Source organism: Terriglobus albidus, from assembly GCF_025685425.1.
GTDB classification, from domain to species: Bacteria; Acidobacteriota; Terriglobia; order Terriglobales; family Acidobacteriaceae; genus Terriglobus; species Terriglobus albidus.
The window spans coordinates 58,622-81,054 of sequence record NZ_JAGTAS010000025.1 but is presented as its reverse complement, the minus strand read 5'-3'; the positions used below and the strand labels follow the sequence as shown (position 1 = coordinate 81,054).

Genomic DNA, 22,433 nt, shown 5'->3' with positions numbered 1-22,433 from the left:
AATCAGGATTTAGTAGGGGCGGGTCACTCAGCCTTCTGTCCATGTTGTTATTTGTGTCACACTTTGCCGTAAGTGAAGGTAGTCAGAGCTCTCCTGAAACGAAATCTGCATCCCTGATTGCCCCGGGTGATTGGCCGATGGTCGGTCGTGATTCGACGGGGGCACGTTATTCCCCGCTGACACAGATCACCCCGGAGAATGTGAACCAATTGACGGTTGCATGGGTCTATCACATGAAGCCGGCACCAGGCACCGGCGCGACGCAACCTGGTTCGACAACTTCATCGAGCTTCCATCAGTCGGAAGACCAGCCCCTTGTGATCGGTACGACGATGTATGTCGTCACTCCTTACAGTCGAATCGTTGCTTTGGATTCGGCAACGGGCGCGGAGAAGTGGGTGTTTGAGATTCCCGACGGTGACAACGCTTCGATGCGCGGCTGCGCCTATTGGCCGGGCGATGCAACCTCCGGGCCTTCCATCATCTTCGGCACTCGTCTTGGACGCATGTATTCGATCAGCGCGGTAACGGGACAGCTCAACTCCGAATTCGGTACCAACGGGATGGTGAATCTCAAGACCCCCGAAGTGATGACGACCGGCATGGATAAGAGCTATATCTTGCCCTCTCCTCCGGTCATTTATAAGGGACTGGTCATTACGGGTGCGGGACCCGGAGAGGGGCCGGGAGGAGCGCTCGGTGGCGTTGGTCCCGCCGGCGACACTCGCGCATGGGATGCACATACGGGCAAACTGGTATGGACGTTTCACTCCGTTCCGCGGCCGGGAGAGTTGGGACATGAAAGCTGGGCCGGCGATTCCTGGAAGGATCGGTCGGGCGTCAACGTCTGGGGTCACATGACGATCGACGAGGCACGAGGCATTCTATATATGCCGTTCGGAGCGCCCAATAACGATCGTGTTGGTGTGGATCGGCCGGGGGACAATCTGTTCGGTACTTCTCTCGTTGCCGTCGATGTCAATACCGGCAAGCTGCTGTGGTATTTCCAGGTGGTTCATCACGACATCTGGGATATCGACACTCAGTCGCCACCGACTCTGTTTGATGTAAAGCACGGCGGCAAAATCATCCCCGCGGTAGCCACTGTTAATAAAAATGGATTGATGTTTATTCTCGATCGCGTTACGGGCAAGCCGATCTATGGCGTTGTGGAGCGACCCGTTCCTGCAAGCAATGTTCCTGGAGAAAAGACCTCTCCAACACAACCGTTCCCGGTGCTTCCTGAACCGCTTTCGCAAACGACCCTAAGCCGATCGAATCTCTACAAGGACACCCCTGAGCATCAGGCGTGGTGCGAACGATATGTCGACGACAACAATATGCTCCTCGGCGATCTCTATACTCCCCCTGCATTAGATCGCTATACCGTTGTTTTGCCCGGGACACAGGGCGGCGTGAACTATTATGGCGGAGCCTTCGATCCTAAGCTGGGCCTCTTCATCGCCAATGTGAACAATCTTGCGCAACCGGTGCGTGTGATACGCAACGCTGATGGCAGCTATATCAACTCGGGGCCGCTCGCGGGCGTGGTGCGCTTCTGGAATCCCACCAACCACCTACCCTGCGGTCCCACACCCTGGGGAGAGTTGGTGGCTGTCGACGTCAACACCGGAAAGATAGCGTGGCGCTCGACACTGGGAGTTACCGATAGCTTGCCCGAAGGGAAGCGGAATACCGGCAGGCCGGGCCTTGGCGGAGCTATCGTCACGGCCAGCGGATTGGTCTTCATTGGTGCTACCGATGACTCCCGCTTCCGGGCATTCGATGCAAGGAACGGAAAAGAGATATGGACAGTCAAACTGCCGGCCTCCGCGGAGGCGACGCCGATTACCTACACCGCCAATGGCAAGCAATATGTCGCTGTTGTCGCGACCGGAGGCGGCCTCATCGGCGCTAAATTAGCGAGCGATTCCCTGGTGGTGTACAGTCTGCCCGATGCGAATGGCGCGGTGGTATCTCGAACCGCACAGTCTTCTCCACGGGCGCCGCAGGCATCGCCGACGGTGAAGGCGCCGCCGACGGTGGCTACACCGCAGCTTATGAAACAACTAAGCGCATCTGATCTCGCTCTCTTTCCGATGGGGCCAGGTCGAGAGACGACTCTTCGGGTATGCTCCGGCTGTCATTCCGTCTCAACGATAGCTACGCAGCACCTCGATCCGCAGGAGTGGAACGATCTGGTTCAGGTCATGGCTGGTCGTGGCGCTGTGGCCAGCGACGCAGAGTTCGATCAGATCGCTGCTTACTTAGCAAAGTCGTTCCCCAAGCACACAACATCAGCGCCGGCTGCCCACCGGTAATGGTCCACGGAAGAAATACCAGGATCGTTATCGGAAGTGTGCGATATGGCCCAGCTAAAGCTCATTCTTATTGAGCCAGAAAGATGTGTTGAGCGCTGAAGGCGCGACCTATACCAGCCTTGTATGTTTCATCGAGAGACGTAAGGATTGGATTACGTTTCGGCGGAGAGGCCGTATACCAGCCAAGGCCATTGAGCCTGCGGTCCAGATCGGCCCCCGTCCCTCTCTTTTGACGCCGTGGAGAATCGAAGGCCATTGAGCCTGCATGTTCAAGGTTGGCGAGAAGAGTAAGTCCGTGTCCGCGGACAGGGACGGAAGCCGAGACCACATCGTAAAACGGAGAGGGTCGATGAGCCAACTATCCAAATCTGCTACAGAGGTAATTTTCTGCGGTATCGACGTCAGTGCAGCCACTCTTGCGGTGGCTGTGGAGCAACCGGATCAAGCTGTGGTGGAACGTGAGTTCCCCAACAACGGGAGCGGTCACAAGACCCTGATCGCATGGCTTGGCCAGCGGGGCCAGGCCCGTGTATCGCTGGAGGCGACAGGGGTTTACTCGTTAGACCTGGCCTTGGCGCTGGATGCTGCTGAAGGAATCGAAGTCCAGGTCCTGAACCCTAAAGTGGCTCATCGCTTCGGTCAGACGCTGTCCCGGTCCAAAACGGATCCAGTCGATGCGCGAACACTTGCCGCTTACAGCCGGCGTATGGAGTTTACTGGCTGGCGTGCGCCCAGTCGCAGCCAGTTGCAGTTGCGCTCTCTGAGCCGGCATATCGATACCCTCACGGCCGAGCTTACCCGTACCAAGAACCGCCTGCACGCCGCCAAGGTGTCTGACATCACTCCTGCCTGTATCGTCGAAGATCTCCAGAACGCACTGGAGTCGCTGGAGTGCCGCATCCACGTCCTTCGCCGCGAAGCCCTCGCGCTGGTGCGTGCCGACGCGGTGCTCAAGCAGCACTACGAGCTGCTCATCAGCATCCCCGGTATCGCCAGGGTCAGCGCCTTGCAGATCCTGGGCGAACTGGTCGTACTATCGCCGGAACTGTCCGTGCGGCAGTGGGTCGCTCACAGCGGGCTTGATCCTGCCCATCACATCTCCGGCTCTTCGGTCCATAGACCTTCAAGGATCAGCCGCGCCGGCAACCGCGCACTCCGGCGCGTCCTCTACATGCCTGCCCTGGTCGCCATCCAGCACGACCCCCACATCAAAGCCTTCTATCGAACCCTAGTCCATCGCCATAAGGCCAAAATGCAGGCCCTTATCGCTGTTGCAAGAAAGCTACTTCACGCCATCTACGGCGTTCTCAAATCGGCAACTCCATACGATGGCCAAAAGCTCTTCCCGCAAATCCAAACAATCTAAAAAAGAGAAAGTTCCCCTCGGGACACCCCTCAAAGAGAAAAAAACTTGCAACGCGAGAGAGAATCTGGGGCAACGCCCCAGGTAGGGAGATAAAGAAACGGTAAGAGGGCTGAAGGCCCGATCTATAGTTCCCAATCGTCACAAACGAAACGGTTCGTGAAACCGTTCGTATGCTCTATCTAAACGATACGGTCGGAATGAAGGCTCTTAATATGGGGCGGGCCTTCAGCCCTTTGACATCTTGTGGGTGCCAAACCTGGGGCGTTGCCCCAGGCTGGTATAGGTCGCGCCTTCAGTGCTTGATTTTCTCTACCAATGTCGTTCTAGGTTCCCTCAACATGCGAGCAGTGGTTGGAAGCGAGCTTCCAGGCGCCGGACTGGTTGATCCATGTGTCGCTGCAAATTACCGTGCGAGCCCGGCGCGTACCGTTGAAGGTGGCATCATAGGTGAGCTTATAGTGTGCGACCGCGGTGTTGGGTCCGAAGGCCGCTACCTTCACATCGCTGATATCGCCCTTGGTGAACTTGATGGACTTATCCTGTGCTTGCTTGATGGCCTCGGCTCTGGTCGCCCAGTCACCCCAGCTATGCCCCTCGACATAGCCGTCGGCCAGGTGCTGTTGATACCATGCGACATCGCTGTTCATTTGCGCGTGGTGCATGTCTTTTTCGAGTTGCTCGATCTTGGCGGACGTGTCGCCGCCACCCTGCGCGACCACTGTGATGGCCACCGCCAGGCAACACACCACCAAAAATGTAAACGTGATTTTCCGATTCATCGCGGTCTCTCCCTCTTAGTGCGAGATACTCCCGTAGCCGGCCCGGGAATTTACCGTCGCCGCGAACTTACCGTCGCCGCGAACCTATGGTGCGGCGCGCCGCCTTTTTGCGGCGACGCTCTTATACGCGGCCCCAATGCTGCTGTCAACAGTCGGTGTGCGGTGTGAAGGGCGTGGTCGAGCTCGTTACGAAACTCGGCACGACGGGGAAGAGCCTCGTTTGATGCCGCCCCTCACCTTCGATGAAGCCCATGGCGCTCCTTATTGGCGGCTAGAGCATTTTCCCTGTTGCTGGGTATCCCGGAAGGGGCGTGCAGTGGCGTTTTCATCGCGGAAAACGCCCATAGATGAGGATGCTCTGGGCTACACCTACAGGGAAAATGCTCTAGTCGGATGCTTTCCTGTCACATTCCACGTCTCCGCAGTGATCGCCCACATGCATACCTCGATCTCTTTCGGGCCCCATAGGATGTTGTGCGTGTACTTGAAACCCACGCGCTGAAGCAACCTCCGCGAGTTGTCGTGTGCGATCCCATGTCCTGCGACGATTACTGGAAGGCTGAGCGCATCGAATCCATGAGTGAGCACCGCCCGCAAGGCCTCTTCACCCAAGCGCAATCCCCAGGCGGACCGGATGAGATGAACGCCTACCTCAATTGTTTTGGAATCCATCGACCATGGGCGCAGTCCAGCACACCCTGCAAACTCGCCCGTCTCTCGTAGGAACATCGGCCAGTACTGCATCCCAAGCAGATCCTGGCGTTGGCATTCTGCATGGAGCCGTTCACGCGCCTGTGTTGAGGTCATAGCGCCCCCGAAGAAATGAGTAACTTCGGGATCGCACCATAAGGATTCAGCGAGCGCTGTATCGTTCATGGTCCAGTTACGGAATACCAAACGAGCAGAGAACCGCGGAAGCAATGACAAGGATGAAGGATCGACTGACAAGAAAATACCTCCATCACCATCATAGTTGGTTTTGACGGTGACGCGAGCGATATGATCTCGACTAGAATTAGGGTGATGCAGATTCAGAAGAAGCTCGATTCAGCACCCTTCCAGCTTGTGGCGGGCCATCCCGCGCTGGATCTTGTCAACACTCTGGACTGGAGATTTCGGCCATCCGGAGCAGAGGAACTTCTGAACAACTACGCAGATCTTCTGTGCTTCGCGGAGCAGAGTGGGCTAATCACGCCATCAGAGATTCAAAAACTCGCAACAAGCGATCCGGTCAGAAAGCGAAGGAGCTTGTCTTCCACAAAGAGATTCCGCGAGTGTCTGGCATCGATTCTGTATGCCGTTGTTGACGGACAAGCTCCTCCGATCGACGGCGTGAGAAGTCTGTCCGCTTTTGCGCGGACGATGCGGAAATCAGAGGATCTTGAATGGTGCGATTCCCGTTTGCGGTGGAACGCAGGCGGAGACCGGGTGCGCGCTTCGGATGTGCCGCTCAGAAGGCTGGTGTCGACTGCTCTTGAGTTGCTTACTTCGGCAGAAATTGACCAACTACGCGCTTGTTCAAACCAAGAATGTCGCTGGTTATTCCTTGACGGCAGCAAGAACAAAGCCCGACGGTGGTGTGACATGAAGCTCTGCGGTAATCGGATCAAGGCGAGACGCTATCGGAGCAAACAGCGGATGGTCGACTCACAGTGACCGTTCACCTGTTGCTGGGTATCCCGGACGAGGCGTGCAGCGGCGTTTTCATTGCGGAAAACGCCCATAGATGCGGAAACCCCTACGCTACACCTACAGGAAAAATGCTCTAACGAAGCCGCTGTAAGTTGACTGTTGTTATCCAGTTCTCTACAGAGCGGCCTGCGGATATGTTCATGTTGCCTAATCCGACGGGCATGGATCGTAATGAGAGCTTGATTCTTTGCGAGGACCCAGATGCTCCTCCTCCCATCACACCAAATGATCGACTGCTTGGTTCAGACTTCCCTTTTTCAGCTCTATATCTGATGGAGAACAGCTCTAGCGGGTTCCCTGTCCTCGGGGTTTGCACCGCTGCAATACGCTATTTACGTTCTCTGTATTGCGATCTTTTACTATTCTGATGCTCCAGGGAAGATCGGCCATAGCAAGATCTGGGAGATCCGATGCGAATTTCCGAGTGGATCCAGGTGGGCTTCGCCAGCATATTCGCTCTGGCGGCATGGGTTTATCCGCTCGCTGCCCGACGGCGGTTAATCATAACCATGCTCGCCGCGGGTGCAATCTTCGCCATCGCCCTGGCGCGATTGTCCGTGTACCTCCTCCCATCGGCTCAGGTTTCAATCCTCCGTGATTGGCTGCCTGCGGTCTTGATGCTTATTCCTTATTGGCAGACTGGCCAATTCTTTCTCGGACCGAACGAGAAGATGCAGACCTGGCTTATGCAATCGGATCGCAGGCTGTGGACCTTCGTATCACTTGTCGGCGTGCGGCTCGGCCGATTTGCGCACCTCTCCATGGAGTGGGCTTACATGCTGTGCTATCCGCTGCCTCTGCTGGGATTGGCCACACTCTACGCGGCTGGATTAAGTCGCGATGCAGACTCTTTCTGGGCTTTCGTCCTTTTACCGACGTACGTCTGCTATGCCGTCACACCCTTTGTGCCTGCGATGCCGCCTCGCTTTCTCGAATCAGAACACGGGGAATCTCAGGCAACGAAAAGCAAGGTCTTCAATCTATGGATTCAGAAGCATGGAAGCATCCATGCGATTTCCTTTCCCAGCGCGCACGTCGCCGCCTCCCTGGCAATCTCTCTCTTTCTGTTGCACCGCGTTCCGGCTGTGGGGATCCTTTTCCTGATCATCTCTTGCTGGATCGCCGTGGCCGCCGTCGTGGAAAGGTATCACTACGCCGTCGATGTCGTGCTGGGAGCGGTTTTGTCGCTGGCGATGTATCTGGCATGGCTTGCTCATTTGATTCCAAGCACTCTCATCACCGCGCCGGCCACGGCTTTCGTTACGCTACTCTGAGGTCTGCCGTTCTCCGGTGGGAGAAACACAGAGGAGAGAATTTTCAGGCCCACTGGTAGGTTGGGTGCTTCGCCCTCCGCCGCCGGCGGAAAGAACTTCTTCAGAGCCGTGCGAGGATCCTCCCGAACCATATCGATCATTTCCACACGGTGCACACAGGAGACGGTGCAATAAGGCGCGCACGGTTTCTTCGTCCAGTACTCGCGTTCCAGGTCTTCGTGGGTGTACTTCTCCAGTGGAATCGCCGGGTACCCTCGCTGCTGTGAACAGTAATGGACAAGTCCATCCTCACAGATATAGAGGTATCGGCTTCCCGCGCGGCATTGCCAATCGTTCGGCTTTCCGCCTAATAGATTCTTTTGGAATAAGTTGTCATACGAGAATGCCCAGAATCCCGGCTTTCGTTCGTTCTGTATCTGCTCGTAAACGGCACGGTCCGCTTCCGGCAATGGCAGCAGTTGACCACCACGATCGTGGATCACTCCAACGGTTGTATCGAAGCCCAGTTCCAGGGCGCGCCGTGTAATGACGAGTGCATCGCGGGAATCCTTCACTCCGGCCCCTACGACGGAGTTGATGCTGATGGCAAACTGGGCAAACTCTTCAAGCCATTCCAACTTCTTATCCAGAACCTTCAGACTCTTTTTGGAAACGTCATCAGGACTTACATTGTCGATGCTGATCTGCAAGTGCTCCAGGCCGGCGCGGTTTAACCGCCGGATGCGGTCCGGAGTAAGGAGATATCCATTGGTAATCAGGGTAGCGATACGGCCATGACAGCGAATACGCCGGATCAGGTCGTCGAGATCGGGGTGTAATAGCGGTTCTCCGCCGCTGAAGGTAATGATCTCCGTTCCCAGAGCGTCGAGAAGATCGATGCGGTGCACCATCTCGCTTGTGGGTACCGGACTGGAGACTCTGTCATATTCGCTGCAATAGGCGCAGGCGAGATTGCAACGCCGGATCGGGATGATATGGGCGAGGATGGGATGACCGCGTGACTTGAGTGCCCGCGCCACCATCCGCGCGTAACGAAAGCTGCGCGGCAGGGAATGCACTTTTCGAATCGCACGCGCAAGTCTCATTTCGACCTCGCAGCCCCGAAAAGAATCCGAGAACGCCGAGTTCAGTCTACTCCCGTGCCCGATGCACAAGAATGTAAGTGGAACGCTCAGGTTGGATCAAATAGAAAGTAAAGTTCGAGCTAGAGCATTTTCCCTGTTGCTGGGTATCCCGGGAGGGGCGCGCAGCGGCGTTTTTATTGCGGAAAAACGCCCAAGGATGGGGAATCCCTGCGCTGCACCTGCAGGGAAAATGCTCTAGTCGAGCGAAGCTCGAACCGGTGGGAGCCGAGGGCTTCAGCCCGCTGCTCCCACCAGTTCAGCTATGTCGTGGGCTGTCTCGGATCAATCGAATTTGTCGACGCTCTAGTGTTCTAAAGTTCGTGATTCGTTCAGAATGACAACATTTATGACAAGAACTTCTGAGACATCACACTAGATAGGCGTCTCGTAAGCAAAAGACCGGAATGCCTCCACTATCTTCTTTGGCAGTTCATCACGGTTCTTCTTTGTGAGCAGTTCGTGCCCCGTGCTGGTGATGGAAAGTAGTTCGGTTCGTGCCGGGATGAGCTCCAACGCCTCTGTCAGCTCGGCGATCGAGGCGAACCTGTCCCGCGCGCCATGAACGAATAGAGCGGGAGTTTTGAGATCAGGGAAGTGCCCGGTACGTAACTCGCTGGGCCGCTGCGGAGGGTGGAGCGGGTATGAGAGCAGCAGAATCCTGTCTACAAGATTGGGTTCAGCCGCAGCAAGCATCGACGCCTGCCTTCCTCCGTATGAGTGACCTCCCAGAAATATACGTCCCAATCCCTGTCTTCGCATGGAGGCGACTGCCGCTCGCAGGCCCTGCTGATCACGCTCTGCACTGCCACGAGGTGGCGGCCCGTGCGGTCGTGACTGACGGAAGGGAAGATCACAGCGTAGAACAGTTATCCCCGAAGCGCAGAACGCATCCGCCAGCGCCACGAGAAGTGGGGCGTTGCAATTCGCTCCTGCGCCGTGCGTCAGGACGAGGCAATCACCGCCGGAAAGGGCCGGGAGATGCAAGTAGCCTCGAACGGGTACTTCATCCGGCGGAGCGTCAAGAAACTCTCGACAACTGTTCATATGCACAAATTATGCAGGCATCCCCGTTTATGTAGCGACCCAGGCATTCGAGCGAAGCTCGAATCGGTGGGAGCCGTGAGCTATTAGCCCACGGCTTACGAAGTCAAAAAGGATTGGGCTAAAAGCCCATTTACTTTCATGCTTTTATCAGCGGCTGAAGCCCGCTGAACACCCCAGCCAGCAAGCTTGCCGGGAGCCCCGCTGCTCCCACCACCGCTTAACTTGAGGGGGTGGCTTTCTCGATCTGCTTCAGTCTCTCCGTCAGCAATTCCTGTTCACGCAGGTTCTGCGTCATGGCGATGGCACGCTGTATTTCTTCACGCGCCTCAGTGAAGTTGCCCATCTTCATCAGCAGGTCTCCGCGAACACTGTGCAGCAGATGATAGCCGGTCAGAGCAGAGTCTCCGGCGATGGCATCGAGTGCATTAAGCCCGGCGGCGGGGCCCTGTGCCATACCTACGGCGACTGCTCGATTCAGCGCCACGATAGGAGAGGGCGCGGTCTGCATCAGAGCGTCGTAGAGAAGAACGATCCGTCCCCAGTCCGTCTCTTCGGCTGTGCGCGCTCGCATGTGGCAGGCAACAATGGCTGCCTGCAACCGATAATATTTTGCTTCACCGCCCAACCTTTCCGCGTGTTCGAGCGAGGTCATTCCCCGGTGAATCTGTGCTTCATCCCACAACGCGCGATTCTGATCCAGCAGCAGGATCGCTTCACCCTTGCTTCCCCGGCGGGCCGCGGTGCGCGCCGCATTGAGCTCCATCAAGGCCAGAAGCGCGTGAACTTCAGACTCGCCGGGAAGAAGTTGTGCCAGTATGCGTCCGAGCCGCAGCGCCTCGTCGCAGAGTGCGGTCCGCATCCACTCTTCTCCTGAGGTTGCGGTGTACCCCTCGTTGAAGATCAGGTAGACCACAGAAAGTACTGACGTGATCCTGCGGTGCAACTCGTCTCCGCGCGGTGTCTCGAAGGGTACATGAGCTTCCGAGAATAACGACGAATGGCAAAACGGGTTTTCGACAAGGATGTCAGGAAAACTTTAGCGCGGGAATTTAGGGGTATTCCTCGCCCACCCTAACTCCGTGAGGGTGGGGCACCCCGGCGGGGAAAGGAGATAAAAGCCGAGCGCTGAAGGCGCGTTCTATACCAGCCTGGGGCAACGCCCCAGGTATTAGAGCCACAACATTGTTAAAGGGCTGAAGGCCCGCTCCATAATTCCCAATGCCAGCTCTAGGCCAAGCCATTGCATTGCAGCGACCCAATTTTCCCGGCTTCCACGTCATACACCAGGTGCATGACAGAACATCCACCATCAAAGATCACAGGGAACTCTCTTTGGCTCCGGACTATATAGATACCCGCCGGTTTCATCTCCGATATGGATGACCGGACGAGTTCACCGCGAATCATCCTGCGATTGTGAGCCTTGTAGCCGAAGTAGTATCGGGCGTACTGACTAATAATGGGAGGGTGCCCCGGGGCATATTGGGGCGGTATATCGCTGGGTTTGATGCCGGCTTCCATCTTGCTGATGATGCTCGCGTCAGGTGTCCAACCCTGAGCACAACCTACTAAGTTGGCAACAAGCAACACCAGCGAAAGGATGATCGCTTGTGGAAGGGCCTTCTGTATTCTGACTTGCTGTGACAGATGCATAGCATGACCGAAAGCTTACATCACTTCCGAGCAATAACATCCATGCGCGAAAAACGTCCACGCCACACCTATGTTTCGCCGGGCCTTGTATGGGGGAATTATAGAGCGGGCCTTCAGCCCTTGATCGTTCTATGTGAACGAGACCTGGGGCGTTGCCCCAGGCTGGTATAGAGCGCGCCTTCAGCGCTTATATGTGGCAAAGCGAACTCCTCGGTTCCTATACGCTTCAGCAGCATGACGACGGTGGGTTTGAGTTGGGAACATGTAGCCGATACACTCGTTTCGCTAAAGTTTCTGCCTTTGAGAACTCGATGAACCTTTCCTCCGCCCAGACGCCGGCTTCTTCCGCTCCAAAGTTCTCCTGTGAGATCCACATGCTAAAGCTGCCCTCGTACGACCGCTGTATTGAGGTCATCGCAGAGGCGGGCTATCAGGGAGTGGAGCTTATCGGATACTTCCAGAAGTGGACACCCGAAGAGCAGCGCCGCATTATGGCGAAGATGCGCTCGCTCAACGTGGTGATTGATATGTTGAGCGGGCTTCAGGCGAGTTTTGCGATTCCTGGGCAATCTGAAGAATTTGCGTCGCGTGTGACAGAACATTGCCACATTGCTAAAGAGCTGGAATGCCCTCAGATCAACATCAAATCCGGCAAGAAGCTACAGGTCGACCCGCAGGTGCAATTTATGGCCGCTGTCGAAAATCTGCGACGTGCCTCCGACATTGCCGATAAGCAGGGAATCAATATCGTGATTGAGCCGATCGATTTGATCGAGAATCCCACCATCTTCCTTACGTCCGTGAAGGAAGGCTTTGAGATTGTGCGCGCGGTTAATCGTCCCAACGTGAAAGTGTTGTACGACTTCTACCACGAGCAACGCGGCGGCGGAAACCTGATCGAAAAGCTCGAAGCAAATATTGAGTGGGTGGGACTGGTCCACATCGCGGATGTTCCTGGCCGGAATGAACCCGGAACCGGCGAGATCGACTACACGAACATCTATCGCACCTTAGGGAAGCTGAATTACAACCGCTTCATCGGGATGGAATACGCACCTACTACGGATCCAGTGGCTTCCTTACGGAAGGCCAGACTTGATGCACAGAAGGCGTTAGCTGAGGGGAATCTATGAAAAACCTGTTTGAACCTGCTTCCGTGACGGAAATCAAAAAACGCATCGAAAGCCTGGGCCCTCGCAGTGAGAGACAATGGGGCGCCATGACGCCGGCGCAGATGCTTGCACACTGTTCCGCCTGGATGGAACAGGCCGCGGGGCTGAATAACCCGCCACGAAGCTTCGTCGGGCGGATCTTCGGAAAGATGGCGAAGAAGTCTGTTTTAGGGGAAGCGCCGATCCGCCGGAATATGCCCACGGAGAAGAGCCTGATCATGCAGGGTGACAAGGACTTTGTTGCGGAGCAGCGACGTTTGCTCGATTGGCTTGACCGTTTTTCTGCGGCTGGACCGGCCGGATGTACGACACACCCGCATTGTTTCTTTGGCCCCATGACTCCTCACGAATGGGCGACGATAGGGTATAAGCATCTCGATCATCATCTGAGTCAATTCGGCGTTTGAGTTGATCCGATTCGATGTTGAAACTTCAGCCCATCAGACTTGCGCGGCGGAACAGTAGACCCGAGGCGATGAGCAACACCACGGAGATACCGTGCCCAATGGCCATGTTCCGCGCAAGGTCGGGCGGCGCGCCCGAGGGTAGCAGCACGGCAATCAGGGCAAGCAAAGCCGCCATCGCGAACAGTGTGAAAGCCAGCCCTCGTGGCTGCAGACGCGTCAGCAAGGCCCCAATGAGACCTACCACGAGCACGCTGTAGTAGATCAGGTTCGCGGGATTTCCTGAGTCCGCGACATGGACCATGTTTGACCACCCCAGGCCGAATCCGGTCACCAGCGCAATACCAACGCCTGCCTTGTATGCCCACGAGTTCATCTTTCTCGCGATCAGCGCATACGCCATCCCCGTCCCGAAGAACAGGACATACACGAGCACGAACGCGCGTGGGGGCCAGTTCCATCCATCCACCACTCGCGATGCGATCACCGGCACCATCAAAAGGCCCAGCGCCACCAGGGCCACACGCAGTATCGTCTTGCTCGGTTGTGTCATATGAGTTGTGTTCTCCTTAATGGCTCCCACCGACGTCTCGAAAAAGACCCACAGTACAAGCCCGAATAAGCCACGATTGGCGTTTCTGCGCTCGCGGCAGAGGTCGTGAAACGTCTGAGCCATCTCCTCGCCGAACCGATCATGGAAACGCCGCGGATACAGCCGCAGCAGCATCGCATACAACGCCCGGTAATGCCGGCCTGCGACATCATTGGCCATAGGCCAACCGCCCTTCCGCCACCGCCACCACGTTGCGATACCGCTTAAGTTCCGCTCCCAGCGCAGCCCGCCCCGCGGTGGTTAGTTTGTAGTAGATCCGCCGCTCGTCGTCCATCTCCGGATCGATTCGCTTATCGCTTTCCCGGATCAGACCGGCTTCCATCATGCGTCCAATCGAGCCATACAGCGTGCCCGGACCCATCTTCACCTTGCCCTGTGAGTCCGCTTCCACCTGCTTCATGATCCCGTATCCGTGCCGCTCCCCGGTGGAGAGCGCCAGCAGGATGTGCAGCACTGCGGGAGTCAGCGGAGCGTGCGTTGTATCTTTCTTCGCCATGCATCGACAAATATATCCGTTACGGATGTATTGTCAAGTCTGGATAGTTGGAAGCACTCGTTTGCCCCATTCTTCGCGGTTTTATCGCGAAGGGTGTGGTGAACTATTCGAGCGAAGCTCGAACCGGTGGGAGCCGAGGGCTTTTAGCCCTCGGTTTATCGCTTCAATAGAAATGGGCTTTAGCCCTGGGCCTTTTTTCTATTCGACAGAGAAGGCCCAGGGCTAAAGCCCATTTACTTTTACGCCTTTATCAGCGGGCTGAAGCCCGCTGCTCCCACACGGTTTGCCAGAGGATGACTGTCAGAAGCAGATTTCTCCGCTGCGCTGCGAAATGACAAACAAAAAAGATCGCCGATAGGCTGTCTTATTCGATCATTCAATTTCTTCAATCATTCAATCGCCTCACAGCCCAACCGATGCGGAACGGCCGGACGCTCGAGTAGAGTGAAGAGATGCGAGTTGCCATCGTAACGGGAGCGGCGCAGGGCATTGGGCGCAGAACTGCCGAGGTTCTCGGCGAGGCTGGTTATACCCTTCTGTTGCTCGATATGCAGTCGTGCGACGCCACGCTCGCCGCGGTGCGTGAGACCGGCGCTGAAGCAGAAGAACTCATCGGGGATATCACCGATGAGGCCCTGATCGCGCGAGCCATATCGCTGATCATGGAACGTTGGGCCCGCGTCGACGTCCTCGTCAACAATGCAGGCATCAGCTTCATCGCTCCTGCCGAGACTGTGGAGGCCGCAGCCTTCCGCCGCGTGCTTGAGGTGAACCTCGTCGCACCGTTCGTTCTCTCCCGGGCCTTTGGCTCCATTATGCTGGCGCAGCGAGAGGGAAGCATCGTCAATGTTGCTTCGATCGCCGGTCTCGTCGGTGTGAGTGACCGTACCGCGTATAACGCCTCCAAGCACGGCCTTATCGGACTTACCCGGACCCTTGCTGGAGAGTGGGGCGGGCATGGCATTCGCGTCAATGCAGTCTGTCCCCGCTGGGTCAAAACAGAGATGGATGTCGCTGACCAGGCCGGCGGCGGCTACACCGACGATGACATCATCGCCCGAGTTCCCATGGCCCGCTTCGCAACTCCCGACGATATCGCCCGCGCCATCCTCTTCCTCGCCGACCCGGCCCAGAGCGGCTTTATCAATGGCCAGGCTCTCGCGATCGATGGCGGCTGGACCTCCGATGGAAGTTGGCAAAGCCTGCGCATGCGCAAGCGTTCGTGAGTTATATTTCCTCCCGGTCGCCGGCCTACAGTCTTCCCCTAACTCAGCAAGAAATTAAAGCCTCGAATAAAACAAGCACCGTAGGCAACTCCTGGAAGATCGTCACACATCACAGGGGCGACAAGTCATGCTGAGAAAGCGGTCGGACTGACTTAGGCAATTCGTTGTCTCCTCGCCTTCCGACCGACCTGAAACGTGCACGCCGACATACAAAAGAGCGTCATGAAAAGCCTCTCAGGTATCCGCCGCCTCATCGTTCCCTTGGTTTTTTTCTTTCTGGCCGCTGTCGCACCAGCCTTCGCCACAGTGACTGTGAGCAGCCCCGCAAATAACACGACTACCGCCAGCACGACTGTCCAGTACGTCGCCACCAGTTCGGCTCCAACCTGCGCGGCAGGCGTCGCCGCCATGGGCGTCTATGTGGACAATGCCCTCGTCTATCAGTCTGACGGCAACACCCTTAATGCGCCCATCAGCTTAACGCCCGGCGTGCACTATACCGTTGTCGAAGAGTGGGACTACTGTGGGGGAGCATCCACCACGCCAATCAACATCACCGTCTCCAGCGGATCGACTATGAACGGTGTGTCCGTCTCCTCGCCTGTTACCGGAAGCACCGTGGCATCGCCTGTCACCTACGTCGCCAGCGCCGGCACCACCAGCTGCGCCGCGGGCATTGCCTCAATGGGCATCTACGTCAATAATGCCCTCGCCTACGAAGTCTCCGGCAGCTCCTTGAACACCCAGCTCAAACTCCAGCCCGGCTTCAACAACACTGTCGTTCAAGCATGGGACTATTGCGGCGGAGCTTACACCAGCGTTGTGAATCTCACTGTCACAAACTCGAACGGCAGCGTTACTGTCACCTCGCCCAGCAACGGAAGCACCGTTACCTCTCCGGTGAAGTATGTTGCCACAGCTACGGCCTCTGGTAGCTGTTCCCAGGGTGTCGCAACCATGGGGATCTACGTCAACAACTCGCTCGTCTATCGGACGAATGGCAGCTCCCTCAATACCTCCATCGCTCTCAACACCGGCGTGAACAATACCGTTGTCCAGGAGTGGGATTACTGCGGAGGAGCCGCCGCCACTCCCATCAGCATCAACGTCTCCAGCGGATCGAATCTGAATGGGGTCTCGGTCACCTCGCCCGTAAGCGGAAGCACCGTCTCTTCTCCTGTGAAGTTTGTCGCCACTGCCGGCACCACGACCTGTGCAGAAGGTATCGCTGCCATGGGCATCTATATCAATAACGCCCTTCAGTACCAGACCAACGGGAGCTCGCTTAACACATCGCTGACGCTTGCTTCTGGTTCCTACAATGCCGTCGTCGAGGCATGGGATTACTGCGGCGGCGCGTCTACATCATCGATTGCCCTCAAGGTAAGCCCCATCACCATCACGCCCAATCCAGCCACAGTGGCCCTGGGATCCACGCGACAGTTGACCGCCATGCTGACCCTCGCGAACGGCACAACGCAGGACATCACCTCGCAGGCCACCTGGACTGCCGGGAACACTTCAGTTGCGTCCGTCTCTTCCGGTCTGGTTACGCCACTTGCTGCCGGCTCTACGACGATTACCGCCAGCTACAACGGATCTACCGGCGCTGTTCCTCTCAGCGTCTCCGTTGCGCCCGGCACCGGCGTCAACATCCTCACGTGGCACATGGATGCGAATCGCAGCGGCCTCAACGCGCAAGAAGCCTCGCTCACGCCCGCCAACGTCAGCCCGCAGACCTTCGGCAAAGTCTTCTCCTACCTGCTCGACGGCTATGTCTATGGCGAGCCGCTGCTCATCTCTGACCTCACCGTGCAAGGCGCCAAACATAACGTCCTCTTTGCCGCCACCGAGAATGACTTCGTCTACGCCCTTGATGCGGACACCAATATTGCGCCGCTCTGGAAGGTCTCGCTCCTCCAGCCTGGTGAGCTTCCGTTGACGAGTGGGGCCATCGCACCGAATCTCGGCGTCACCTCAACACCGGTGATCGATCCTTCTACGAACACTCTCTATGTTGTCTCAACGCAGGTTTCAAGCCTTGGCACGACCTTCCGCCTCAATGCGCTTGACATCACCACAGGCGCTCAGAAGTTCGGAGGCCCTGTCACCCTCCAGGCCTCGGTTCCCGGAACCAGTAAGGAAGCCGTCAACGGAGTTGTTACGCTCAACACGACGTGTGTTCAGCGCGCCGCGCTTCTGCTGGCCAACGGCAACATCTACATCGGCCTGGGCGGCTGCAAGAGCGGCTGGCTCCTAGCCTACGATGCTACAACTCTTGCGCAGGTAGGCGTATTCAACTCCAGCCCGAACCTCAACGGCGAAGGCACCTACGCTGCCGCAGGCGGCGTCTGGATGGGCGGCGGTGGCCCGGTAGCCGACAGTTCCGGCAACATCTACATCGCTACCGGCAATGGCCCATGGGACGGCCAGACCGCCTTTGGCGACTCCGTACTCAAGTTCAGCAGCGGAGTCAGGCTCGAAGACTATTTCACACCCGTTGGCTATCGATACATGAACTGTCGCGATGCCGATCTTGGGGCCGGTGGCCTTCTGCTCATCCCTGGCGCCGGCGAGCTTCTTGTCGGAGGAAAGACTGGAAAGCTCTACCTGCTCGACTCCGGTAACCTCGGCCGGCAGCAGGCTGGCGATGCAGGCGCAACCCAGACCTTCTTCTTCAGCACCGGCCTTGTGTCGCCATACACCGATAGCTGCACCGACAGCACAGGCACCCACACAGCCAGCATCATCTCTTACGAGGACTTCGGCACCGCAGCCTACTTCAATAACTCCGCCTACGTCGGCGTTACACCCACGGTCTCCGGCATCCCCGCCGGCATCCGGCAGTTCAACTACGGAGGGACGCTTACGCCGGGCTCCATGACTACACCCAATGTCTCGATGAACAGCAATGGAGCCACACCTTTCATCTCCGCTGATGGAACCCAAAATGGCATCGTCTGGGTGCTCGATCAAGGCCAACCTTTACAGAATCGCGCAGGCGCGACGCCCACCAACGCTACCCTCTTTGCCTTCGACGCGGGCAACCTCGCGAATACGCTCTACAGCAGCTCAATGAACGCTGCCGACGTTCCGGGTTACGGTCTCAAGTTCACCTCGCCTGTCGTCGGCAACGGCAAGGTGTATATCTCTACCGGCCACGATCTCACGAGCGTCGCCAACCCCATGGGCGAAATCGATGTCTATGCGCTTCACTAGAGCGGTGTCTCAGAAGTTCTTGTCATAGATGTTGTCATCCTGAACGGAGTGAAGGACCTGTTTTCAACGCTTCGGATGACAAAACTCTTTATGACCTATGTCACTTTAGTTGCAGGGCTCTAGTTCGCGCCTGCGGCGCGAATGTCTTGCTTAAGGGGACGGCTTCAGCCGTCCCATACTGAGCCTAGAAGAGATGCGGCTTTAGCCGCTGAGGTACCAAGCCATGACCTCAGCGGCTAAAGCCGCGTTTGTTGCCAACTTTACGGCACGGCTGAAGCCGTGCCCTTAAGCAAAACAGGAGCGGAGTTCGGTGTAGCGCGAAAACCTGGGCCGTTGCCGCAGGCTGGTATAGGGCGCGCTCCACCTAAACGATCCTAATACTCCGCATTATATCTTTAGAAAAACGCTCTAGCGATCGTGTCCGTTGGTAGAGACTTCGGCCCCAAGTGGCTCGCGGAACGGTTCTACCGCAATGCGTTCGTACCGTACTTCCAACACTGTCAGGTACTCCGGACCGCGCGGCGCATGGAGAACAATTTCGTCACCCGCTGCGGTCTTCATTAATGCTCGCCCCAGAGGCGAGACCCAACTGATATGGTTGCGTTCGAGATCGACTTCGTCGGTCCCGACAATGCTCACCACTCGCTCTTCCCCTGTGGCAGTGACATAGCGAACGGTCGCGCCAAAGAATGCCTTGACCATCCGCAGGCCCGATCTCGGAGCTTCGGGATCTACCACTTCCGCGGCTTCGATGCGTTTCGTAAGAAAGCGAATCCGCGCATCGATCTGTCGCAGTCTTCGCTTTCCGTACTGATAGTCGGCATTCTCGCTGCGATCGCCATTCCCGGCTGCCCAGGCCACTACCTGCACCACGGCAGGGCGCTCCCTGGTGAGTAAAAAATGGCGCTCATGTTTAAGGCGATCGAGCCCACTGGGGGTGATGTAGTTTTTGCCGTGCCCCGCGGGCTCTTCTGCTTGCGGTCTTCTAGTAAAACCTTTCCGCATCCTTCCCTCTCCAGCGCGAATTAATGAGTGCCTCGATTAGCTGATTGCCCATTCATAGGTTGGATCAGCTGCTTCATCGGCAGAGATGGAGCATTTTCCCTGTAGGTGCAGAGTAGGGCTTCCGCATCTATGGGCGTTTTCCGCAATGAAAACGCCACTGCACTCCTCTTCCGGGATACCCAGCAACAGTGAAAATGCTCTAGGCGGTCGTGCATGTCTTCAGATTACAGGGCACAGGTCCTTGATATTCGGCTCTGCGCAAAATCTTCTGGGATACAAGAACACCCTCCGGGAGGAGGGTGTTCTTTTTATTTGATCCCCGGGTTCGGTGGAACTGGAGTTCCAGGCTTGGTTGGCGGCTCACCGCCATCGGAGGGATCTCCATCATCGCGGCGCTTGACGTAAAGCAGGTCTGTCATTGTTTCTCTTCCGAAAAGAGTTTGTGGTGCAACCTAATAATGCTTTCTTCGGCTGCTTAACTCAATCCATTAATTCCTTGTTCGCTTCCACTCCGATGAGTATTATTTCGCCACCCGAACAAATGCGGCCGGCTGCGGCTTGAAATGTAGGAACTCGGTGTTCTCACCTCGACGTGATACACCCTCACCGCTGATTAGTGAAATTCAAGGGAACGACATGTCCATGAAGAAGATTGGAAACGCACTCCTGATCGGCGGTCTCGCCGGTCTTGCCACTTGGCTAACCACACCGCAGGTGCTCAACATTCCCACCTGGGCCGTATTCATTTGCTGGGCCTGTTACTTTCTCTTCGGCGCGGAGCCGCGAAAGTCCGGTAAGGGCCTGTTTCAGATGGTTGTAGGCATCGTGCTCGGCGCCATCTTCCTCATCCTTGCGCCACACCTTACGCCATTGCTTGGTCTTGCGACGTTTCCGTTCATGGTGTTTGTTGTAGCTGCCGGTCTTTCTTTCATGGAATGGACTCCGCTGCACATTGTTGCGGCCTACTTTATCGGCCTGGCGCTTGTGTTCGCCTCCGGCTTTCCGCCAGACGTTCGCCATGTGCTCATCTTGAGTTCTGCCGCGGTCATGGCCTTCTTCCTCGGCTGGATCTACATGGCTTTGCGCACAGCGCTCTTCGCCATATTGGACCGCCGCAACCAGAGTCGCAGGGAAGCGGTCGCTGGTGTCTGACAGGCTCACCGTGAGCAGTAGTTCCCACGACGGAGCTGTTGCAGCTTGTCGCTTTATCCGCGGCGGTGGCAGATGCCAGTTCACGTCCGCAGGTATATTGGTCGCCCCGGAGTGAATGATGATTAATCCTTCTGTATCGCGACGGAGAATGCTGCAGATGGCCGCAGCTTTTGCACCCACAGCCATGTTGCCTGCCCAGAGCACTGAGAGTGACGCTCAGACCGAGACCGACCTGCGCCCCACGGTCTCCCTCGTTCACCCCGGCCCGTCCGGAAAGCTGGTCTACACGGCTGATGCACAGGGCAATACCATACCGGACTTCTCAAACGCCGGCTATGGCGGCGGGGGTGTGCCCATCCCTTTTGTGCCGACGCGTGAGACCATCTGGCCGGTTGCCGGCGACAACGCGGCCAACCTGCAGGCGGCGATCGAGCGCGTCTCTGCTCTTCCGCTGGACGCTGATGGATTTCGGGGAGCCCTGTTGCTGCGCGCGGGGCACTACCCACTGGCCACTCCAGTGAGCATCAAAGCCAGCGGCGTTGTGCTGCGCGGCGAAGGGATGGGCGACACGGGTACGATCCTGATCGGCACGGGGACCGGCCGTACAACCGGCGCCACCGGTCCCGGCCGCGTACAACCCACGCTCGTCCGAATTGCAGGCAACGCCGGCTTGGTCCCAATGGAAGAAACCAGGCAAGAGGTCACGGATGACTACACACCTGTGGGATCACATACCCTGCGCGTAGCCAATGCGCGGGGCTTCAAGCCCGGCGATACCGTCATCGTTCGCCGGATCGGCAACCAGGAATGGATTGACGCCATGGGCATGAATGGCGCCACGCCGCAGACGCGCTGGCGACCGTTCAACGTGGAGTGGGACCGCGTTGTCGTTGAGGTGCGCGGGAACCTGATCACGGTCGACGCCCCCATCACCTGTGCCATCGAAAAGAAGTGGGGAGGCGGTGAGGTGCTCAAGTACGAAGACAACGATCGCATCGCCAACGTGGGCGTGGAGAACATCCGCGCTATGTCAGAGTTTGATCCCACCAAGCGGACCAACGAGTACGGCAACATGGACCGCCCCGACTACAAGGGCGAAGAGTACTACGCCGACGAGGACCACTTCTGGAACTTCGTCACCATGGACAATATCCGCAACGGCTGGGTACGCAATTGCACCGGTCTGCACTTTGCCAACATCCTGGTGGGCACGCAGCGCGGAGCCAAGTGGATCACGGTAGAAGACTGCATCTCGCGCGAACCCGTCTCGCGCCGGATGGGCGCTCGCCGCTTCACCTTTGCCTTGCGCGGAGAGCTCACGCTGGTCCAGCGCTGCCACTCCGACAAGGGCCGCCACTCCTTCATGATGGGCCAGCCGACGTCCACGCTGAACGTGTATCTCGACTGTGCCGCCACCAATCCCTATTCGTCCAGCGAAACACACGAGCAGTGGGCCACCGGCGGCCTCTACGACAACGTGCACGCGCCGCTCACGGCCCGCTTCTGGAAAGACATCGTGATCGGCTGGGGCGGCGGTAATACCGTCTTCTGGAACTGCGTAGGTCCGTTCCTGGTGCAGAAGCCACCCACCGCACAGAACTACTCCTTCGGCCACATCGGTGTGGATATGATCAGCTACAACACTGCCTTCCAGGACCTGACCAAGGAGGGCGGCTACATCGAATCGCTGGACAAGCACGTATCTCCACGCAGCCTCTACCTTACGCAACTACGCGACCGCCTGGGCATGGCCGCACTTGGCAACGTAGCAGCACCCGGCCAGAGAGCCTAGAGCATTTTCTCTGTAGGTGTAGCCCAGAGCATCCGCATCTATGGGCGTTTTCCGCAATGAAAACGCCGCTGCTAGTCCCAACAGCGCGGATATGTGCCCAC

General features: G+C 57.2%; 18 protein-coding genes. 10 read left to right on the top strand and 8 right to left on the bottom strand.

What is annotated here, in order from left to right:
* Positions 1-137: 137 nt before the first annotated feature.
* On the top strand, positions 138-2,321 hold the full coding sequence (locus tag OHL21_RS04205; RefSeq protein WP_263415995.1) for an outer membrane protein assembly factor BamB family protein: 2,184 nt from the start codon (positions 138-140) through the stop codon (positions 2,319-2,321).
* Between the two features lie 349 nt (positions 2,322-2,670).
* Positions 2,671-3,687 (top strand): IS110 family RNA-guided transposase, encoded by a 1,017-nt coding sequence (locus OHL21_RS04200; RefSeq protein WP_263415994.1) that lies wholly within the window; start codon positions 2,671-2,673, stop codon positions 3,685-3,687.
* Positions 3,688-4,010: 323 nt separating this feature from the next.
* Here OHL21_RS04200 and OHL21_RS04195 read toward each other — a convergent pair whose 3' ends face one another.
* Complete coding sequence (locus OHL21_RS04195; RefSeq protein WP_263415993.1) at positions 4,011-4,466, bottom strand: nuclear transport factor 2 family protein; 456 nt, start codon at positions 4,464-4,466, stop codon at positions 4,011-4,013.
* A gap of 369 nt (positions 4,467-4,835) precedes the next feature.
* The gene (locus OHL21_RS04190; RefSeq protein WP_263416003.1) at positions 4,836-5,363 is read right to left on the bottom strand and encodes a GNAT family N-acetyltransferase; all 528 of its coding nucleotides are present in this window, start codon (positions 5,361-5,363) and stop codon (positions 4,836-4,838) included.
* Positions 5,364-5,489: 126 nt separating this feature from the next.
* Between OHL21_RS04190 and OHL21_RS04185 the strand changes: the two genes are divergently transcribed.
* Both OHL21_RS04185 and OHL21_RS04180 read left to right on the top strand, forming a co-directional pair.
* Positions 5,490-6,122, top strand: a complete 633-nt coding sequence (locus OHL21_RS04185; RefSeq protein ID WP_263415992.1) for a CGNR zinc finger domain-containing protein — start codon at positions 5,490-5,492, stop codon at positions 6,120-6,122.
* A gap of 446 nt (positions 6,123-6,568) precedes the next feature.
* On the top strand, positions 6,569-7,432 hold the full coding sequence (locus OHL21_RS04180) for a phosphatase PAP2 family protein (protein ID WP_263415991.1): 864 nt from the start codon (positions 6,569-6,571) through the stop codon (positions 7,430-7,432).
* Here OHL21_RS04180 and OHL21_RS04175 read toward each other — a convergent pair.
* The 3 genes from OHL21_RS04175 to OHL21_RS04165 form a co-directional block, all read right to left on the bottom strand.
* Positions 7,372-8,517 carry a radical SAM protein gene (locus OHL21_RS04175; protein ID WP_263415990.1) on the bottom strand — a complete coding sequence of 382 codons (1,146 nt, stop codon included), beginning with the start codon at positions 8,515-8,517 and terminating at the stop codon, positions 7,372-7,374. The two genes, OHL21_RS04180 and OHL21_RS04175, sit on opposite strands and share 61 nt — an antisense overlap.
* A gap of 411 nt (positions 8,518-8,928) precedes the next feature.
* Positions 8,929-9,600 carry an alpha/beta hydrolase family protein gene (locus OHL21_RS04170; protein WP_263415989.1) on the bottom strand — a complete coding sequence of 224 codons (672 nt, stop codon included), beginning with the start codon at positions 9,598-9,600 and terminating at the stop codon, positions 8,929-8,931.
* Positions 9,601-9,817: 217 nt separating this feature from the next.
* Positions 9,818-10,543: an RNA polymerase sigma factor gene (locus OHL21_RS04165; RefSeq protein ID WP_263415988.1), complete on the bottom strand. Its 726-nt coding sequence runs from the start codon at positions 10,541-10,543 to the stop codon at positions 9,818-9,820.
* 1,021 nt (positions 10,544-11,564) lie between these two features.
* Here OHL21_RS04165 and OHL21_RS04160 point away from each other — a divergent pair.
* Positions 11,565-12,386 (top strand): hydroxypyruvate isomerase family protein, encoded by an 822-nt coding sequence (locus OHL21_RS04160; protein WP_263415987.1) that lies wholly within the window; start codon positions 11,565-11,567, stop codon positions 12,384-12,386.
* The gene (locus tag OHL21_RS04155) at positions 12,383-12,832 is read left to right on the top strand and encodes a DUF1569 domain-containing protein (RefSeq protein ID WP_263415986.1); all 450 of its coding nucleotides are present in this window, start codon (positions 12,383-12,385) and stop codon (positions 12,830-12,832) included. Before OHL21_RS04160 ends, OHL21_RS04155 begins: the two co-directional genes overlap by 4 nt.
* Positions 12,833-12,857: 25 nt before the next feature.
* On the opposite strand, the gene OHL21_RS04150 is transcribed toward OHL21_RS04155, so the two are convergent.
* Together OHL21_RS04150 and OHL21_RS04145 are read right to left on the bottom strand one after the other, a co-directional pair.
* Complete coding sequence (locus tag OHL21_RS04150) at positions 12,858-13,601, bottom strand: hypothetical protein (RefSeq protein ID WP_263415985.1); 744 nt, start codon at positions 13,599-13,601, stop codon at positions 12,858-12,860.
* Positions 13,591-13,938 carry a PadR family transcriptional regulator gene (locus tag OHL21_RS04145; protein ID WP_263415984.1) on the bottom strand — a complete coding sequence of 116 codons (348 nt, stop codon included), beginning with the start codon at positions 13,936-13,938 and terminating at the stop codon, positions 13,591-13,593. Before OHL21_RS04145 ends, OHL21_RS04150 begins: the two co-directional genes overlap by 11 nt.
* A 452-nt stretch (positions 13,939-14,390) precedes the next feature.
* Here OHL21_RS04145 and OHL21_RS04140 point away from each other — a divergent pair, with 452 nt between their 5' ends.
* Both OHL21_RS04140 and OHL21_RS04135 read left to right on the top strand, forming a co-directional pair.
* Positions 14,391-15,164: an SDR family NAD(P)-dependent oxidoreductase gene (locus OHL21_RS04140; protein WP_263415983.1), complete on the top strand. Its 774-nt coding sequence runs from the start codon at positions 14,391-14,393 to the stop codon at positions 15,162-15,164.
* Between the two features lie 222 nt (positions 15,165-15,386).
* The gene (locus OHL21_RS04135; RefSeq protein WP_263415982.1) at positions 15,387-18,383 is read left to right on the top strand and encodes an Ig-like domain-containing protein; all 2,997 of its coding nucleotides are present in this window, start codon (positions 15,387-15,389) and stop codon (positions 18,381-18,383) included.
* A gap of 408 nt (positions 18,384-18,791) precedes the next feature.
* Here OHL21_RS04135 and greB read toward each other — a convergent pair whose 3' ends face one another.
* A complete protein-coding gene (gene greB / locus OHL21_RS04130) occupies positions 18,792-19,388 on the bottom strand; it encodes a transcription elongation factor GreB (RefSeq protein WP_263415981.1) in 597 nt (198 codons plus the stop codon).
* A 642-nt stretch (positions 19,389-20,030) separates the two neighbouring features.
* Between greB and OHL21_RS04125 the strand changes: the two genes are divergently transcribed.
* Together OHL21_RS04125 and OHL21_RS04120 are read left to right on the top strand one after the other, a co-directional pair.
* Positions 20,031-20,540 (top strand): DUF1097 domain-containing protein, encoded by a 510-nt coding sequence (locus OHL21_RS04125; protein WP_263415980.1) that lies wholly within the window; start codon positions 20,031-20,033, stop codon positions 20,538-20,540.
* Positions 20,541-20,697: 157 nt separating this feature from the next.
* Complete coding sequence (locus tag OHL21_RS04120; protein WP_263415979.1) at positions 20,698-22,332, top strand: hypothetical protein; 1,635 nt, start codon at positions 20,698-20,700, stop codon at positions 22,330-22,332.
* Positions 22,333-22,433 lie beyond the last annotated feature (101 nt).

What these genes read in the sequence shown, in the direction of transcription:
- OHL21_RS04200 (WP_263415994.1), top strand. Translation starts at nt 2,671, where the DNA reads ATGAGCCAACTATCCAAATCTGCTACAGAGGTAATTTTCTGCGGTATC.
- OHL21_RS04195 (WP_263415993.1), bottom strand. Translation starts at nt 4,466, where the DNA reads ATGAATCGGAAAATCACGTTTACATTTTTGGTGGTGTGTTGCCTGGCG.
- OHL21_RS04155 (WP_263415986.1), top strand. Translation starts at nt 12,383, where the DNA reads ATGAAAAACCTGTTTGAACCTGCTTCCGTGACGGAAATCAAAAAACGC.
- OHL21_RS04205 (WP_263415995.1), top strand. Translation starts at nt 138, where the DNA reads ATGGTCGGTCGTGATTCGACGGGGGCACGTTATTCCCCGCTGACACAG.
- OHL21_RS04120 (WP_263415979.1), top strand. Translation starts at nt 20,698, where the DNA reads ATGGCCGCAGCTTTTGCACCCACAGCCATGTTGCCTGCCCAGAGCACT.
- OHL21_RS04145 (WP_263415984.1), bottom strand. Translation starts at nt 13,938, where the DNA reads ATGGCGAAGAAAGATACAACGCACGCTCCGCTGACTCCCGCAGTGCTG.
- OHL21_RS04180 (WP_263415991.1), top strand. Translation starts at nt 6,569, where the DNA reads ATGCGAATTTCCGAGTGGATCCAGGTGGGCTTCGCCAGCATATTCGCT.
- OHL21_RS04160 (WP_263415987.1), top strand. Translation starts at nt 11,565, where the DNA reads ATGAACCTTTCCTCCGCCCAGACGCCGGCTTCTTCCGCTCCAAAGTTC.
- OHL21_RS04175 (WP_263415990.1), bottom strand. Translation starts at nt 8,517, where the DNA reads ATGAGACTTGCGCGTGCGATTCGAAAAGTGCATTCCCTGCCGCGCAGC.
- OHL21_RS04135 (WP_263415982.1), top strand. Translation starts at nt 15,387, where the DNA reads ATGAAAAGCCTCTCAGGTATCCGCCGCCTCATCGTTCCCTTGGTTTTT.
- greB (WP_263415981.1), bottom strand. Translation starts at nt 19,388, where the DNA reads ATGCGGAAAGGTTTTACTAGAAGACCGCAAGCAGAAGAGCCCGCGGGG.
- OHL21_RS04125 (WP_263415980.1), top strand. Translation starts at nt 20,031, where the DNA reads ATGAAGAAGATTGGAAACGCACTCCTGATCGGCGGTCTCGCCGGTCTT.
- OHL21_RS04170 (WP_263415989.1), bottom strand. Translation starts at nt 9,600, where the DNA reads ATGAACAGTTGTCGAGAGTTTCTTGACGCTCCGCCGGATGAAGTACCC.
- OHL21_RS04150 (WP_263415985.1), bottom strand. Translation starts at nt 13,601, where the DNA reads ATGGCCAATGATGTCGCAGGCCGGCATTACCGGGCGTTGTATGCGATG.
- OHL21_RS04185 (WP_263415992.1), top strand. Translation starts at nt 5,490, where the DNA reads ATGCAGATTCAGAAGAAGCTCGATTCAGCACCCTTCCAGCTTGTGGCG.
- OHL21_RS04140 (WP_263415983.1), top strand. Translation starts at nt 14,391, where the DNA reads ATGCGAGTTGCCATCGTAACGGGAGCGGCGCAGGGCATTGGGCGCAGA.